Source organism: Streptomyces sp. STR69, from assembly GCF_024519455.1.
Lineage (GTDB): Bacteria > Actinomycetota > Actinomycetes > Streptomycetales > Streptomycetaceae > Streptomyces.
Genome location: NZ_JALJRY010000001.1, coordinates 375,092 through 390,403, shown reverse-complemented (window position 1 = coordinate 390,403; position 15,312 = coordinate 375,092). Strand labels below are relative to the sequence as shown.

Below are 15,312 nucleotides of genomic sequence, written 5' to 3'. Positions count from 1 at the left end.
ACGGCCCGGTAACGCCTCTCGCGCCGTGTTTTGCACCACGTGGGCTTCTTGCGGCGGCACCCTCTTGTCGTGAGAATGTGCATGACAATGACGCGAGGGCGACCGGAAGATCTCCGGTCGCTCGCGTCTGTAAGAGGGGACCCCCACATGAACAAGCCTCTCCTTGCCGCACTCTCGGGCCTGGCCATCGCCGGGGCGGGCGTGGTGCCCGCCGTCGCCGCACCGCAGGCGGCACCGAAGGCGGCGGCCGTGACCGTCGACTTCGCCGGAACCGTCTCGCTCAGCAACTGCTCCGGCTCGGTCATCCGCTTCCCGAACTCGACCGACACCTCCCCGGCGCTCGTGCTGACCAACGGCCACTGCCTGGAGACCGGCTTCCCGGCGGCCGGCCAGGTCATCACCGGCCAGTCCTCCACCCGTACCTTCGGGCTGCTGAACTCGGCCGGCACCAAGGTCGCCACGCTCCGCGCCAACCAGGTCGTCTACTCGACGATGACCGACACGGACGTGACGATCTACCGCACGACGACCACGTACGCGGCGATCAAGAGCGCGTACAACATCAGCCCGCTCACCGTGAGCGCCACGCACCCGACCGCCGGCACCGCCATCAAGGTCGTCTCCGGCTACTGGAAGACGATCTACAGCTGCAACATCGACGGGTTCGTGTACCGGCTGAAGGAGGGCTCCTGGACCTGGAAGGACTCGGTCCGCTACACCTCCGCCTGCAACACCATCGGCGGCACCTCCGGCTCCCCGGTCATCGACACCAGCACCGGCCAGGTCGTCGCCGTCAACAACACGGGCAACGAGGACGGCGAGACCTGCACCGTCGACAACCCGTGCGAGGTCGACGAGAACGGCACGGTGACTGTTCGCGAGGGCATCAACTACGCCGAGGAGACCTACAACATCCCGGCCTGCTTCACCTCGGCGAATGTGCTTGCCCTGAGTGCGAGTGGCTGCACGTTGCCCAAGCCGTAGTGCGCCGTTTTCGTCCGCAGGTGCGTCGTGGCTGGTCGCGCAGTTCCCCGCGCCCCTGAGAAAGGCACGGCGTTATGTAGTGCGGCGTACTGATCTGCCCGCCAGTTCGTTCGTTCGGCGGCCGTCTTCGATGACGAAGCGGCCGTCGATCAGGACGTGGGGGATGCCGGTCGGCAGGGTGCGCGGCTGCTCGAAGGTCGAGCCCGCCGCCACCGTCGCGGGGTCGAACAGCACCAGGTCCGCGCGGTAGCCCTCCTTGACCAGACCCCGGTCGGGCAGGCGCAGGCGGGCCGCCGGGCGGGACGTCAGATGGGCCACGCACTCCTCCAGGGACAGCACGCCCAACTCCCTTGTATACCGCCCCAGATACTGCGGGAACGTGCCGTACGCCCGCGGATGCGGCTTCGCGCCCTGGAGGATGCCGTCCGAGCCGCCCGTGTGGACGCGGTGCCGCATGATCTGCCGGACGTTCTCCTCGTGGCCCACGTGCTGGAGGATCGACGGGGCGAGCCGGTCGGCCAGGAGCAGCCGGCGGGCGGTGGCCCAGCTGTCGAGGCGGCGGCCGACGTACTCCGCCAGCGCGGGATCCGTGACCCCCGCGATCTCGATCGTGTCCCACTCCATCGGCACCCCGTGGCAGCCGTCCGAGCCGATCACCTCCAGGTGATGGCGGATGCGGTCGGCGGTCTCGTCGTCCGCCAGCCGCCGCAGGATCGCCTCCGGGCCGCCCTCGCTCGCCCAACTCGGCAGCATCGCCACGAGAGTTGTGCAGCCGGGGGTGTAGGGGTAGGTGTCGAGGCTGATGTCCGCGCCGGTGGCCAGGGCCTCGTCCAGGAGGGTCAGCAGTTCCGGTGCCCGGCCCTCGTTCACGCCGAAGTTCATGGTGGCGTGGGCCAGATGGAGAGAGCAGTCGGCCTCCCGCGCCAGCTCCACCATCTCCGCGTAGGCCTCCAGCGCGCCCGCGCCGTACGAGCGGTGGTGCGGGCAGTAGTAGCCGTCGTAGGAGGCCACCACCCGGCAGAGTTCGGTGAGTTCGGCGTCCTTGGCGTACATGCCGGGCGTGTAGGTGAGCCCGGACGACATGCCGACCGCGCCCTGTTCCATGCCCTCGGCGACCAACTGCCGCATCCGGTCCAGCTCTTGGGGCGTCGCCTCCCGGTCGTCCCAGCCGACGGCGAGCATCCGGACCGTGCCCTGCGGGATCAAGTAGGCCGCGTTGACCGCGATTCCACGGCCGTCGAAAGCGGAGTCCAGCCGGTCCAGGTACTCGCCCACCGACCGCCAGTCGAAGTCGATGTCGTCGCCGTACCCGTTCCACCCGGTGATCGCCCGGCGCACCTCGGCGAGCGTGCGGTCGTCGACGGGGGCGTACGACAGCCCGTCCTGGCCGATGACTTCGAGGGTCACCCCCTGCGCGACCTTGGCGCTGTGGTCCGGGTCGCGGAGCAGGGCGAGGTCGCTGTGGGCGTGCATGTCGATGAAGCCGGGGGAGAGGACCAGCCCCTCCGCGTCCAACTCCCGCCGCGCCTTCGGACGTTGACAGCCCGCCGCAGCGGCCTCCTGCACGATCGCGACGATCCGTCCGCCGTCCACGACCACATCGGCGCGGTACGACGGGCCGCCGGAGCCGTCCACGACGTCCGCGTCCCGGATGACGAGCTCTTCCATGCGATGCCTCCCGGGAGCCTCTAGAAGAACGTACGGATGTAGTCGACGACCGTCCCGTCCGCCTCCGCCACCGGGATCAGCTGCCACTTGTCGAAGGACGTGCAGGGGTGGGACAGACCCATCCCGATCCAGTCGCCCACCTCCAGGTCCGCCTCGTCTGTCGTCCGCAGCCAGGCGTGCTGGTCGGACAGGCCGGTGATCTCGATGCCGGTCGCCGGGCGCTCGGTGCCGTCCCGGCGGACGACCTGGGCGAGCGGGAGGTCGAGGTCGTAGGCCGCGTCCCGCTTGCCCGCGTTGGCGAAGGCCTGCTCGGGGGAGGGGCGGGAGACGATCTGCGCCCAGAGCCGGAACGCGGGCTCCAGGGCGCCCTCTTCGGGGACCCGGGTGAAGGGGGTCAGCTTGCGGTAGTGGCCGTCGTCGTGCGAGACGTAGGCGCCCGAGCGCAGCAACTTCAGCGCGGAGAGGGAGAGTTCGGGCAGCTCGGCGAGGACGTCGGCCACCGCGTCGAACCAGGCGCTGCCGCCCGCGCTGACCACGATCTCGTCGAGCCCGGACCCGGCGAACCGCCCCGCCTTGTCGAACTCCACGGCGAGCGCGGTCAGTCGGCGCAGCCACGCGTGCACCCGCTCCGGGTCGGCCTGCGGCACCTCGCCCTCGTAACCCGCCACCCCGACCAACCGCAGAGTCGCTACGGCGGCCACCGCGTCCGCGACCGCCGCGCACTCCGCCTCCGTACGCACGCCGGTGCGGGCGCCCTCGCCGGCGGCCAGTTCGACGACGACGTCCACCGGGCGGGCGGCGCCGCGCAGGGCCGCGTCCATCAGCCCGACCCCGCGCACGGAGTCGACGTAGCAGATGAAGCGGAAGCGCGGGTCGGCGTCGAGCTGGGCCGAGATCCACTTCAGGGCCGCCGGGTCGACGAGCTCGTTCGCGAGGAAGATCCGGTCGATGCCGAACTCCCTTGCCACGCGCACCTGGTGGGGGACCGCAAGGGTGATGCCCCAGGCGCCGTGGGCGAGTTGGCGGTGGAAGAGCTGGGGGGCCATGGAGGTCTTGCCGTGCGGGGCGAAGGCGAGGCCGTGGCGGGTCGCGTAGGTCTCCATGAGGCGGAGGTTGTGCTCCAGGCGCTCGGCGGAGAGGGCGAGGACGGGGGTGGTGAAGCCGCCGGTGAAGAGGCTGCGGCGCTGGGCGGACAGTTCGGCGACCGTGACGCCGTCCGCGTCCGGGGGGAGGCCCTTGAAACGGTGGTCGACGCGTTCCCCGGCGAGCCGGGCGAGCGCTTCGGTACCGGTGTCGCGGACCATGAGGCCTCCCTGAGCTGGAGTGTTGCAATCTCTGCAACCTTCATTGCGTATATCGCTTACCGCTGTCTAACATCTCGCCCAACACCGGGTCAACGGAGCCGCCGCAAACCGGTGCACCGACGAGGAGCCATCACCATCGTGACCGCCGACGGACAGTCCACCGCCGCCCGTGACGTCGTCGACGTCGTAGCGCTGGGCGAGTCCATGGTCACCTTCCTACCCAGCCGCCCGGGCCGCCTCGCCGACGTACCGTCCTTCGGCCGCGCCATCGGCGGCGCCGAGTCCAACGTCGCCTGCGTACTGGCGGCGGCCGGGCACACCGTCCGGTGGGTCAGCCGGGTCGGGGCCGACGGCTTCGGGGACCATCTCGTCGAGACCATCGGCGGGTACGGGGTGGATGTGTCCGCCGTGGAACGCGATCCCGTGCGCCCCACCGGCATCTACTTCCGCACCGCCGGGGACCGGGCCACCGACGCCCACGAGGTGGCGTACTACCGGGCCGGATCCGCCGCCTCCGCGATGGCCGCGACGAACGTGGACCTGGCCGCCGTACGGGCCGGGCGGGTGCTGCATCTGTCCGGGATCACCCCGATGCTCTCCGCCGGCTGCCTCGGCCTGGTCCGCGAGCTGACCGCGCTCCGCGCGCACCGTCCGCTGATCTCCTTCGACGTCAACCACCGCCCCGCGCTGGGGCGTTCGGCCGACGGACCGAGCGTGCTGCTGGAACTGGCGCGCGGCGCGGACCTCGTCTTCGTCGGTGAGGACGAGGCCGCCGAGGTCTGGGGGCTGGTCGGGGCCGATGCCGTACGGGCCGCCTTCCCCGACCCCGAGACGCTCGTCGTGAAGCAGGGCGGGCGCGGGGCCACCGTCTTCCACCGGGGTGACGTCACCTTCGTGCCCGCGCCGCACGTCGACGTCGTCGCCGAGGTGGGTGCCGGGGACGCCTTCGCCGCCGGGTTCCTCTCCGCGACCCTGCGGGGACTGCCCGTACGGGACCGCCTGCGGCACGGCCACCTCACGGCCGCCGCCGCCCTCACCGTCCCCGGCGACCTCGCCGCGCCGCCGGTCCGCGACCACGCCGACCGCCTGGCCGCCCTCGACGACCTGGCGTGGGGGAGACTTCGACTCGGCCCCGGCTGGACCGACGCCGCCGACTGGGCCGACGAGGAGGTACGTACGCCATGAGTCAGACCGTCGACCGCGCGCTCAGCATCCTGCCGCTGCTCGCCGAGGGCCCCGCCGACCTCGGCCAGGTCGCCGAGCGCCTCGACGTCCACAAGTCGACGGCCCTGCGCCTGCTGCGCACCCTGCACGAACACGGCCTCGTCTACCGCCAGTCCGACCAGCGCTACCGCCTGGGCGCCCGCCTCATCGCCCTCGCCCAGGAGGCGATGGAGAACCTCGACATCCGCGAGATCGCCCACCCCCATCTCGTACGCCTCAACGAACAGTGCGGTCATACCGTCCACCTCGCGGTGTACGAGGAGAACGAGGTCCTCTACATCGACAAGGTGGAGAGCCGCTACCCGGTGCGCATGTACTCGCGGATCGGCAAGCCGGTCGCCATCACGGTCGCGGGCGTGGCGAAGCTGCTGCTCGCCGACCTCCCGGAGGTCGAGCGCCGGGTGCTCGCCGACAAGCTCGAATACCCCATGTACACCGCCCGCTCCACCCCCAACGCCCCCGCTTTCCTGCGGGAGTTGGAGAAGGTACGGGAACAGGGCTGGGCCACCGACCTGGGCGGCCACGAAGAGTCCATCAACTGCGTCGCCGCGCCGATCCGGGGCGCCGACGGACGCGTGGTCGCCGCGATGTCGGTCTCCGCGCCCAACGTCGTCGTCACCGCCGACGAACTCCTCACCCTGCTCCCGCTGGTCCGTCGTACGGCGGACGCCATCAGCGGGGAGTACTCCGGCAGAACCCCCGTCAAGGAAGCCACCTCATGACCGAGAAGATCGCGCTCACCCCGAAGACCCACACCACCCCGCCCGCGAAGTTCTCGCACGGCGTCCGCAAGGGGAACATCCTCCAGGTCGCCGGGCAGGTCGGCTTCCTCCCCGCCGAGGAGGGCAGGCCGCCGACACCGGCCGGCCCGACCCTGCGCGAACAGACCCTCCAGACCCTCGCCAACGTCCACGCGATCCTGGAGGAGGGCGGCGCGAGCTGGGAGGACGTGATGATGCTCCGCGTCTATCTGACGGACGTGGACCACTTCGCCGAGATGAACGCGATCTACAACGCGTACTTCGAGGGCCGGGTCGAGATCCCGGCCGCGCGCACGACGGTCTACGTCGGTCTCCCCGCCGGCCTGCTCATCGAGATCGACGCGCTGGCCGTTCTGGGCTAGGGCTGCCCCAACTCCCGCACACCGTACGACGGTTCGGCACCCTCCGGGGTGCCGCGCCGCGATCCCCCCTGCCCCTGTGCCCTCTGGGGGACATCCCCCAGACCCCCGGACCCATGCTCTTACGACGACAACGAGGACCCCCACATGTCCCTACCGCTCGCCGCAACCGCCCCCGTGACACCACCCCACACCGGAGGTCTGCTCCTTCTGCTCGACGGCACCGCAGGCCTGTTGACGGTCGCCGCCCTCGGGATCGCGCTCCTGCTCTTCCTGATCATCAAGGTCAGACTCCAGCCCTTCGTGGCCCTCCTCGCCGTCTCCATAACCGTCGGCCTGCTGGCCGGCCTGTCCGTCACCGAACTCTTCGGCACGGTCCAGCGCTCGGACGCCGTCTCCACCATCGAGTCCGGCATGGGCGGCATCCTCGGCCATGTCGCGATCATCATCGGCCTGGGCACGATGCTCGGCGCGATCCTCGAAGTCAGCGGCGGCGCGGAGGTGTTGGCGTCCCGGCTGCTCGGGTTGTTCGGCGAGAAACGAGCGCCCCTCGCCATGGGCCTGACCGGCCTGATCTTCGGCATCCCGGTCTTCTTCGACGTCGGCATCTTCGTCCTCGCGCCGATCGTGTACGCAGCCGCCAAGCGCGGCGGCAAGTCGATCCTGCTCTACTGCCTGCCCCTGCTCGCGGGCCTGTCGATGACCCACGCGTTCCTCCCGCCGCACCCCGGCCCGGTGGCAGCCGCAGGTCTCCTCCACGTCCAGCTCGGCTGGGTCATCCTCATGGGCATCGTCGTGGGTATCCCGGCCGTGCTCGCCGCGTGGGCCTACGCGGCCTGGATCGGCAAGCGGATCTTCGTCGCCGTACCGCAGGACATGGTCGAGGCGGCGGCCGAGGCGAAGCAGGCGGTCATCGACGAGCAGCGGGAGTCCGGGGTCGTACCGCAGGAGCAGCCGGTGGCGCTGGGCACGGTCCTCGCGATCATCGGTACGCCCCTGGTCCTCATCCTCGCGGCCACCTTCTCGTCGATCGCCTTCGACCCGTCCACCGGCCGCTCGGTGGTCGAGTTCTTCGGCAGCCCCTTCGTGGCCCTGACGATCGCGCTCCTCCTCGCGTACTACCTCCTGGGTCTACGTCGGGGCTGGTCCCGCAAGTCCCTGGAAACCGTCTCCACCGCTTCCCTCAAGCCGGTCGGCAACATCATCCTGGTCGTCGGCGCGGGCGGGGTCTTCGGCGCCGTCCTCAAGGCGAGCGGCGTCGCGCAGGCCCTCTCGGACACCTTCCACGACGTGGGCCTGCCGGTGCTGGTCCTCTCGTACCTGATCTCGCTGGTACTACGGGTCGCACAGGGCTCGGCGACGGTCGCGATCGTCACGACGGCGGGCATCGTGGCCCCCCTCCTCACCGAGGGCGACCACTCCCAGGCCTTTGTCGCGCTCGTCATCATGGCGATCTCGGCCGGCTCGATCTTCGCCTCGCACGTCAATGACGGGGGCTTCTGGATGGTGGCCAAGTACTTCGGGATCAGTGAGCGGGACACGTTGAGGACGTGGACGGTGCTGGAGTCGGTGCTGTCGGTGGCGGGGTTCGCGGTGGCGGCCGTATTGAGCCTCTTCGTCTAGAAGTTCGTGTAGGCGTCTGATAACGAAGTAGGGGCTGGCTGTGTCCGACACAGGATCGTCGACCATACTTCGCGCTGTGGAGCAGCGCATAGGTTCGAGCAGCCAGCCCCTGAAGGGCGAGCCCGTGACGGGCGCCGGATTCGACCCGGCCTTCATTCCCGGGCTCACCGCACCCGCCGTGTCCTCCGACGAGCCGGAGGACAAGAAGACGGAGGACGTGGAGACCGAGGCGGAGGAGCCGGAGGTCGGGGAACCGTCGGCCGCGGAGTCGCCGGTCGAGGAGGCGGAGGTCGAGAAGGCCGTCGCCGAGGACGACGACTCCGGCGAGGACGACTCCGACGAGGACGGTGACGCCGACGACGAGTCCGAGGGGCCCGTCTTCGAGGCCTCCGACCGGCGGGCGGAGATCGTCGCGGACGAGAAGGGCGTACGACTGCGCCTGGACGACCAGGCGTGCGAGTTCCGCTGGGACGAGATCGGGGCCGTCGAGACCGAGACCCCGCGCTTCGGCAAGCGGTTCACCATCACGGTGCACACTCCTGACCGCCGTTGGTACCCGATCGAGATCGAGGCGGCGGCCAGGAGCCGGTTCGCCGAGTGGGAGACGCAGCTCGACGCCGTCCTCGACGCGTACTTCGAGGACGGCGACGAGGACGAGGACGACGAGTCCGCCGAGGTGGACGAAGCCGCGCTCGCCGAGGCGGAGGCCGAGGTCCGCAAGGACTAGCCGGTAACTAGCTGCAGTACTGGGCCGCCTTGCCGATGGACCGGTACATGCAGTCCGCGTTCTCCAGCAGCTGGAACACCGCGTCCCGGTTCCGTGAGGTCTCCCGCTCGATGACCTCGTCGGGCGGGTAGAACCCGCCCGCGGAACTGGACGTCGGATACATCTCGAAGGTGTAGTCGAAGATCTTCTGACTGCCCCAGAGGTAGTCGTCGATCGAACCGTCCGTGATGTACAGGTCGCTGGACTGCTCGGCCGTGTAGCCGTTGCTCGCGCCCATCTTCTGCCCGACCGCCTTGAATGCGGCGGCGTCGTCCGCGGTCATCCCGGTGGCCGTGTCGGAGTACGTGTACCCGAAGGGCCACAGCACCAGTTCGCTGTACGTGTGGAAGTCGATGCCCGCGGTGATCTGCTGCTTCCCGCCGACGACCCGGCTGCGCACGAAGTCCGCGACCACCTTCACCTCGGGCGCCGACTCGGCGGACGTGCCCCGGTAGGTCTCGGACGAGGTCGAGCCCGAAGAGCCGCCGCAGCAGCCCCAGTTGTAGTTCCAGTTCCGGTTGAGGTCCGTACCGACGTAACTGGAACCGGAGTTGGGCTGGCGGTTCTTGCGCCAGGACCGGTAGGCGCCGGTCGCGATGTCGTACTCGCCGCCGTCCGGGTTGAGATCGGGCACGATCCAGATCTCGCGGCTGTTGACGATGTTCGTGACGCGGGAGTCGGTGCCGTAGCCCGCGCCCAGTTCGCGCAGCAGATACAGCGCCATCTCCACGGTCATGTGCTCGCGGGCGTGCTGGTGGAAGGTGAACAGGACCTCGGGCTCGTTCTCGTCGGTGGCCACGTTGTCGCTGACCTTGATGGCGACGATGTCCCGGCCCTGGTACGACTTGCCGATCACCTTCCTGCTCATGATGCCCGGGTAGGCGGCGAGCCGCTGGTCGATCTCCGTGTTCGCCTCGGCGTAGTTGTGGTACTTCGAGTCGGCCGAGGGGAAGTCGAGGAGCCGTGCGGTGTCCGCGGCCGAGGAGCGGTCCGGGGCGGCGCCCAACAGCGAGACGTCGTAGCCCAGTTGGCGCAGCTGTTTGATCTGGGCGGCGCGGCCGGAGACGACCACGGTCTCCTCGTCGGACTCGTCCACCGTGACGCCGGCCGCCGCGATGGCCGTACGCGTGACCGGGGTGTTGTGGTCGACGTGGATCTCGTACTGGCGGATGTCGTCCGCGGTCGGGGAGGCCTGCCGTGCGCTGTCGGCGGTGGCCTTCGCCGCCGTGGCCGTCTCCGCGACGGGGGCGGCGAGGGCGAGGGCCATCAGGGCGGCGAGCGCGGCGGTGCGTCTGCCGCTCCGGGTGCCTGAGCCGCGTATACGGAGTCGCATGAAATCTCCTTGCTGGAGTTGGGGGGTGTTTCAGTGCGACGTGCGTGAAGTACGGCGTGCGGGTGGGGAGTTCCTGTGCGGGTTCCTCCTGGCGTTCCTGTGTGGCGCCTATGTTGATGTGTTGGCATGGTCAGGTCAAGGGCGTCCAAAGTCGGTGGCCGGATTACCGCCACTTCGGGCTCAGGGCGATTTCCCGGAGCTGCTTCATCGTCAGCGCCGGGGCCTTGCGGGTCGAAGGGGTGTCCTGGGCACCGGAGTTGAAGGCGCTGATCACCACGCGCGTGCCGTCGGTGCGGATGGTGTCGACGGTCCACATCACGACACCCGAGCCGCCCTTCTCGCCGGGCCCCTGGTGCTCGACGACCTTCGTGCCGTCGGACAGGACTTCCGCGTCGGAGCCGAAGAGGTCGCCCTCGACGTCCGACATGTTCGCCTGGACGTTGACCTGGACGAGGGTCTTGCCCTTGCCGTCGTCCACGACGAGATAGCCGAACCCGGTGTCGTCACCGCTGCTGTCGGAGACCGTGAGCCCCTTCGGCAGCAGGCTCTTGAGGGTCGGGGCGACGGGAGCGCCGAAAGCCGTGTCGCTCGGTGCCGGGGTCCCCGTCGTCGCCTGCTCGGGCATCGCGTCGACCACCTTCCGCCATGCCTCCGAGGCCACGAGTTTCGTCAACCGGGAGGGAGACAGCGGCGGTTGGGGCCTGGTGATCGGTGAGTCCTTCTCGGCGGCGGCGTTCCACTCGCTCACGCTCACGTGCTGCCCCTGCGGGGTGACGAGTTCCGCGCGCCACAACTTGGTGTCCACCCGGCGGTCGGGATACTCGTACCCCTGAAGGACCATGACCACCGAACCGTCCGCCAGCCGGCTGGTGCGGCACGCGTCGTAGTGCGTGAACACCTTCGCCGGACACGTGGTGGCCTGCCGCGCCTCGTCGCTCCCCGGCTCCACCCGGCCCAGGCTCAGCTCCACGGCCGACTTGCCCTTCCCGTCGTCGTAGACGGCATGGACGTACGGCGCCGGTCCCTCGTCCGTGCCACGGGTCTCGATCTTGGTGTACGAGCCGTCGCCGATCAGGCGTCCGAACGTCATGAACAGGTCCTTGCCGGACACGGGAGCGGGAGCGGAGGTGGCGGAGGCGCGGGTGGACGTGGCCGGGGAACCCTGTACGTCGGGGGAGCCGCTCGGCAGGAGCACCGCCGTGCCGACGCCGACGAGGGCGATACCGGCCGCGCCGCTCATCACGGCGGCGTTCCGGCGTCGTAGCAGCCGCCGTCGGCCCTTGAGGGCACCCGCGGTGACGAGCGCGGCCCGGTCGGTCTCGAAGGCGTCGCCCGCGTCCCGGAGGCCGGCGGCGAGCCGGGTCTCGAAGGGGTCGGCGCTGTCGCTGGGGTGTGCGTCGGGCATGGCGAACCACCGTTTCGCATAGGGGAGTTGGCGGGCGGAATGAAAGGGGTGATCAGGGGCGGGCGTACTCGTCGAGGTTCTCGCCGAGGAGTTCCCGCAGCCGGCCCAGCGCGCGGACGCAGCGGGTGCGTACGGCGGCCGAGCTGACGTGCATGACGTCGGCGGTCTCCTCGACGGACCGGTCCTCCCAGTAGCGCAGGACGACCACGGCCCGGTCCTTCGCGGGCAGCCGGGACAGGGCCTGGAGCAGGGTCAGCCGCAGGGGTGTGTCACCGGCTGCGCCGCCGGGGTCGGGCCGGTCGGGCAGTACGTCGGTGGCGCGCTCGGTGCTGCTGCGGCGCCGCTGATGGGCGAGGAACGTACGGGTGAGCACGGTCTGCGCGTACCCGGCGGGGTTGCCGATCCGGGACATCCGCCCCCAGCCGACGTACAGCTTGCCGAGGGTCTCCTGCACCAGGTCCTCGGCGAGATGTGTGTCCCCGGCGGTCAGCAGACAGGCGGACCGATAGAGATGCCCGGCGCGTGCGGCGGCGAACTCCGCGTACTCGTCGGCGCGTCCCTGTCGTCTCATACCGTTTCCCCCTGCCCCCGCGGGCTGTTGCCCGCACCGCCCTCACTTCATTGATGCGGTGGACCCACAGGAATGTTTCACGCGGGGCCGATCCCTTGGGCGTACGGCCGGCTCACGGACCACGGACTGGCTGCTGACGCGGGACGACTGCGCCCCGAACACGCCCGCCCCGCGACTCCGTCCGCCGGGGCGGGTGCGCCGGGGCCGTCTTGTTCTGCGGGGGCTGTCGTGAGGACCATGTCCCTGACCGCGTACGGCCGTCGCAGCGAGGGGGATCTGTCGTGTTCGACAACCTGGGAGACCTGGGGAAGCTCAAGGACAAGGCCGAGGAGATCGCCGAGGAGCACGGGGACAAGATCTCCGACGGGCTGGAGAAGGCCGGTGATCTCATCGACGAGAAGACGGACGGCAAGCACAGCGAGCAGATCGACACCGCCGTCGACAAGGCGCAGGGGCTGCTGGACAGGCTCGCCGAGAGCGCGGGCAAGGCCGACGGCAAGGACCGGCCGGCGGAGTCGGCGGAGTAGGCGCACGGCGGAGGGGTGCGACCGGGCGTAGTCCGGTCGCACCCCCTGTTCGGCAGGATCCGTTACAGCTGGATGCAGGCGAGGGCCGTCAGGAAGTCGACCGTGCCCTGGCCGTAGACCTTGCCGTCGCAGCCCAGCATCGTGCCCGCTGCTGATGCTGTTGTTGAAGTTCTGCCATTGACTTGCTCTCGCTGCTGAAGCAGGGAGATTCTGGCCTTCCGGTCCGGTGCTCTGTCGCCTACGCGGCGCGCGCCCCGGGCCGGATTCCGTGGCTTCCTGCTTCTTCGCGCTGTGCCGGAACCAAAGGTTCTGGTCTTACCTGCGCTCGACAGGCTGTCACCGCCAGTCCGGCGGCCTGTTTGACGTTCTTCGCGGCGTTGTGGTCGCGGTCGTGGACGGTGCCGCACGCGCCGCACGTCCAGGTGCGTACGTGCAGGGGTTTGGGGCCGTCCTTGACGCCGCAGGCCGAGCAGACCTGGCTGGTCGGCTCGAACCGGCCGATCTTCACGAAGGTGCGCCCGTACCGCTGCGCCTTGTATTCCAGCATTGCCAGGAAGGAGGCCCATCCGGCGTCGTGGACCGCCTTGCCGAGCCGGGTGCGCGCGAGTCCCTTGACCGCCAGGTCCTCCACGCCGATCCCTTGGTTCTCGCGGATCAGCTTGGTGGAGAGCTGGTGGTGGAACTCGCGGCGGGCATCGGCCACCTGTGCGTGGGCGCGGGCAACTTTGAGGCGGGCCTTCTCCCGGTTCCTGCTGCCCTTCTGTTTACGGGACAGCTCTCTCTGGGCTTTTTTCAGCTTCTTCTCGGCCCGGCGCAGAAACCGCGGGCTGTCGATCTTCGTTCCGTCGGACAGGACTGCGAAGTGGGTCAGCCCCAGGTCGATGCCGACGCTGGCCAGGTCATCCGGATCGGGCATCCGAGCCAGATCGGCGTCCGGGTCGGTTTCGATCACGAAGGAGGCGAAGTACCGGCCCGCCGCGTCCCGGACGACGGTCACACTGGAGGGGACCGACGGCAGGGTGCGCGACCAGTGCACCCTCACCTCGCCGACCTTCGGCAGGAGCAGCCGCCCCGCGTCGGTGATCCTCCAGCGTGCGTTCGCGGTGAACCGGACCGCCTGCCGGGCATCCCGCTGCGTCTTGAAACGCGGCGCCCCCACCCGCGCCCCTTGCCGTGCACCCTTGAGGGAGGTGAAGAAGTTGGTGCAGGCGCGCTCGACGTCCCGCAGTGCCTGCTGCAACACCACCGCCGACACATCCGACAGCCAGGCCCGCCCCGGCGTGGACTTCGCGTCTGTGATCAGCGTCTTCGACAGTATGGCCGCTCCCGGATATGGGGCGCCCTCTCGCCGGGCCCGCTCGCGGGCCGCGACCGCGTCGTTGTACACCACCCGCGCACACCCGAATGCCCGGGCCAACGCGGCGCGCTGGTCCGGGCGCGGGTCGAGTCGGAAGGCATACCGAAGCTGCATGATCCGGACGCTAACACCCACCACCGACACTCCTAACCCGATCGGATGAACTCGGACCTGCCGTAACTATTCGGCGGTCCGGATGGAGGGTTTCCCGGCTCCGTTGGGACGCTGCCGCGCTGCTCCGCAGTGACCTGATCCGCTTTACCGCCGGCCTGGACATGGACGCAATGTCGACCGGCCGCTCGACCTGCCCCGTTTTGGCGTGTTGTGCGCAATGACAGTTGCGGCACAGCTACAGAAACGCTGTTCTCCGGTCACAGGGGCGTGGATACAGTGCTGAGGTAGTCACGCAATGAAGTCAACTCGGCGTACCGGAGTAATACCGGAAAGCCGACAGGCGTGAGACGGGGAGCTGCGCGTGCCAACTGCCATTGCCGTGACCAGCGCCGACATGGCGCTGCCATCACAGGACGAACGAACCGTGCCCGCCGTCGTGCTGCGGGACCTGGATCAACGGCCGCTGGACCAGGCGCTGTCGGAGATGCAGACCCTCATCGACCAGCACGGGCATGTCGTCGTCGTGTCCTCGCAGGCCGTGTCCGAGGGTGTCGACCGACGGCTGCACACCATCCGGTCCATCCTGGAGACCGACCGGATCGCCCTGTTCCGTCCGAATCTCCCCCCGCTCGGACTCGCCGTTCTGGCCCGCCAGTTGAGGCAGCTCGCGTCCTGCGACCTCAGTCCCGGGGTGCTCGCCTCGGCGGGCCGGCTGCTCACCCACTACATCCACGCCGGCGCGCTCCTGGGCTCGGTCACCAAACTGGACCGGGTCCCCGTCGGTCTCAAGTCGCACGCCAAGTCCTGGGTGCCCGGCAGCCAGTTCGCGGTGATCGCCCACCCCGAGCCGCAGCTCATCAAGGTCGGCCCCGGAGTTGCTCTCGCCGGGCCGGAGTTCGGCACCTGGATGCTGGTCGCCAAGGGCCAGCTGCAGTCCGACTGGATCGGCACCACGCTCGCCCCGGCGTGGAACGTGATGGGGCTCCGCGAGGCCACCCTGCCCGCCGAGTCGGCGAGTTGGTGGGGTACGAGCAAGTTGATCGAGTTCTGTACGTATCTGCCCGATCTGTCGGTGCTGTATCAACTGGTCACCTCGGTACGGCAGTCCGTGTGCCATTGGTGCGGTATCGACGTCATCGGCGACCGTTGTGTCTTCTGCTCGGCAACACCGCCCGTTCACGAGAACCAAACGTCCAGCGGATAAGTCATCCCTTCACAGGACACGCTTACAGCAACTGATCCCGCTCGACCACGCTCGACCACTTTCGACCCGGCTCGATCTCGCTCGATCCGCTCATTTCCGCTCGACCGATATC

Annotated in this window: 14 protein-coding genes; 8 read left to right on the top strand and 6 right to left on the bottom strand. The window is 69.5% G+C overall.

Annotated elements, in window-relative coordinates; all coding sequences use genetic code 11:
* Positions 1-147: 147 nt before the first annotated feature.
* Complete coding sequence (locus OC490_RS01815) at positions 148-984, top strand: trypsin-like serine peptidase (protein WP_262055950.1); 837 nt, start codon at positions 148-150, stop codon at positions 982-984.
* Between the two features lie 72 nt (positions 985-1,056).
* On the opposite strand, the gene OC490_RS01810 is transcribed toward OC490_RS01815, so the two are convergent.
* Complete coding sequence (locus OC490_RS01810) at positions 1,057-2,652, bottom strand: N-acyl-D-amino-acid deacylase family protein (protein WP_262055949.1); 1,596 nt, start codon at positions 2,650-2,652, stop codon at positions 1,057-1,059.
* Positions 2,653-2,672: 20 nt separating this feature from the next.
* On the bottom strand, positions 2,673-3,956 hold the full coding sequence (locus OC490_RS01805; RefSeq protein WP_262055948.1) for an amino acid deaminase: 1,284 nt from the start codon (positions 3,954-3,956) through the stop codon (positions 2,673-2,675).
* 138 nt (positions 3,957-4,094) lie between these two features.
* Between OC490_RS01805 and OC490_RS01800 the strand changes: the two genes are divergently transcribed.
* The 5 genes from OC490_RS01800 (at position 4,095) to OC490_RS01780 (ending at position 8,650) form a co-directional block, all read left to right on the top strand.
* Positions 4,095-5,141, top strand: a complete 1,047-nt coding sequence (locus OC490_RS01800) for a sugar kinase (RefSeq protein WP_262055947.1) — start codon at positions 4,095-4,097, stop codon at positions 5,139-5,141.
* Positions 5,138-5,902 (top strand): IclR family transcriptional regulator, encoded by a 765-nt coding sequence (locus OC490_RS01795; RefSeq protein ID WP_262055946.1) that lies wholly within the window; start codon positions 5,138-5,140, stop codon positions 5,900-5,902. Before OC490_RS01800 ends, OC490_RS01795 begins: the two co-directional genes overlap by 4 nt.
* A complete protein-coding gene (locus OC490_RS01790; protein WP_262055945.1) occupies positions 5,899-6,303 on the top strand; it encodes a RidA family protein in 405 nt (134 codons plus the stop codon). Before OC490_RS01795 ends, OC490_RS01790 begins: the two co-directional genes overlap by 4 nt.
* A 144-nt stretch (positions 6,304-6,447) precedes the next feature.
* Positions 6,448-7,923 (top strand): GntP family permease, encoded by a 1,476-nt coding sequence (locus OC490_RS01785; protein ID WP_262055944.1) that lies wholly within the window; start codon positions 6,448-6,450, stop codon positions 7,921-7,923.
* A gap of 76 nt (positions 7,924-7,999) precedes the next feature.
* On the top strand, positions 8,000-8,650 hold the full coding sequence (locus OC490_RS01780; protein WP_262055943.1) for a hypothetical protein: 651 nt from the start codon (positions 8,000-8,002) through the stop codon (positions 8,648-8,650).
* A gap of 7 nt (positions 8,651-8,657) precedes the next feature.
* On the opposite strand, the gene OC490_RS01775 is transcribed toward OC490_RS01780, so the two are convergent.
* The 3 genes from OC490_RS01775 to OC490_RS01765 form a co-directional block, all read right to left on the bottom strand.
* Positions 8,658-10,022: a M14 family metallopeptidase gene (locus OC490_RS01775; RefSeq protein WP_262055942.1), complete on the bottom strand. Its 1,365-nt coding sequence runs from the start codon at positions 10,020-10,022 to the stop codon at positions 8,658-8,660.
* A 163-nt stretch (positions 10,023-10,185) separates the two neighbouring features.
* Positions 10,186-11,427: a hypothetical protein gene (locus OC490_RS01770; protein WP_262055941.1), complete on the bottom strand. Its 1,242-nt coding sequence runs from the start codon at positions 11,425-11,427 to the stop codon at positions 10,186-10,188.
* A 52-nt stretch (positions 11,428-11,479) separates the two neighbouring features.
* Entirely contained in the window at positions 11,480-11,998 is a 519-nt protein-coding gene (locus tag OC490_RS01765; protein WP_262055940.1) for a SigE family RNA polymerase sigma factor, read from the bottom strand.
* Between the two features lie 281 nt (positions 11,999-12,279).
* On the opposite strand from OC490_RS01765, the gene OC490_RS01760 reads away from it, so the two are divergent.
* Positions 12,280-12,525 (top strand): antitoxin, encoded by a 246-nt coding sequence (locus OC490_RS01760; RefSeq protein WP_262055939.1) that lies wholly within the window; start codon positions 12,280-12,282, stop codon positions 12,523-12,525.
* 238 nt (positions 12,526-12,763) lie between these two features.
* On the opposite strand, the gene OC490_RS01755 is transcribed toward OC490_RS01760, so the two are convergent.
* Positions 12,764-13,996: an RNA-guided endonuclease InsQ/TnpB family protein gene (locus OC490_RS01755; protein ID WP_262056294.1), complete on the bottom strand. Its 1,233-nt coding sequence runs from the start codon at positions 13,994-13,996 to the stop codon at positions 12,764-12,766.
* Positions 13,997-14,390: 394 nt separating this feature from the next.
* Between OC490_RS01755 and OC490_RS01750 the strand changes: the two genes are divergently transcribed.
* Positions 14,391-15,200 carry a hypothetical protein gene (locus OC490_RS01750; RefSeq protein WP_262056293.1) on the top strand — a complete coding sequence of 270 codons (810 nt, stop codon included), beginning with the start codon at positions 14,391-14,393 and terminating at the stop codon, positions 15,198-15,200.
* Positions 15,201-15,312: the final 112 nt, after the last annotated feature.

What these genes read in the sequence shown, in the direction of transcription:
- OC490_RS01815 (WP_262055950.1), top strand. Translation starts at nt 148, where the DNA reads ATGAACAAGCCTCTCCTTGCCGCACTCTCGGGCCTGGCCATCGCCGGG.
- OC490_RS01810 (WP_262055949.1), bottom strand. Translation starts at nt 2,652, where the DNA reads ATGGAAGAGCTCGTCATCCGGGACGCGGACGTCGTGGACGGCTCCGGC.
- OC490_RS01805 (WP_262055948.1), bottom strand. Translation starts at nt 3,956, where the DNA reads ATGGTCCGCGACACCGGTACCGAAGCGCTCGCCCGGCTCGCCGGGGAA.
- OC490_RS01795 (WP_262055946.1), top strand. Translation starts at nt 5,138, where the DNA reads ATGAGTCAGACCGTCGACCGCGCGCTCAGCATCCTGCCGCTGCTCGCC.
- OC490_RS01790 (WP_262055945.1), top strand. Translation starts at nt 5,899, where the DNA reads ATGACCGAGAAGATCGCGCTCACCCCGAAGACCCACACCACCCCGCCC.
- OC490_RS01785 (WP_262055944.1), top strand. Translation starts at nt 6,448, where the DNA reads ATGTCCCTACCGCTCGCCGCAACCGCCCCCGTGACACCACCCCACACC.
- OC490_RS01775 (WP_262055942.1), bottom strand. Translation starts at nt 10,022, where the DNA reads ATGCGACTCCGTATACGCGGCTCAGGCACCCGGAGCGGCAGACGCACC.
- OC490_RS01770 (WP_262055941.1), bottom strand. Translation starts at nt 11,427, where the DNA reads ATGCCCGACGCACACCCCAGCGACAGCGCCGACCCCTTCGAGACCCGG.
- OC490_RS01765 (WP_262055940.1), bottom strand. Translation starts at nt 11,998, where the DNA reads ATGAGACGACAGGGACGCGCCGACGAGTACGCGGAGTTCGCCGCCGCA.
- OC490_RS01755 (WP_262056294.1), bottom strand. Translation starts at nt 13,996, where the DNA reads ATGCAGCTTCGGTATGCCTTCCGACTCGACCCGCGCCCGGACCAGCGC.
- OC490_RS01750 (WP_262056293.1), top strand. Translation starts at nt 14,391, where the DNA reads ATGGCGCTGCCATCACAGGACGAACGAACCGTGCCCGCCGTCGTGCTG.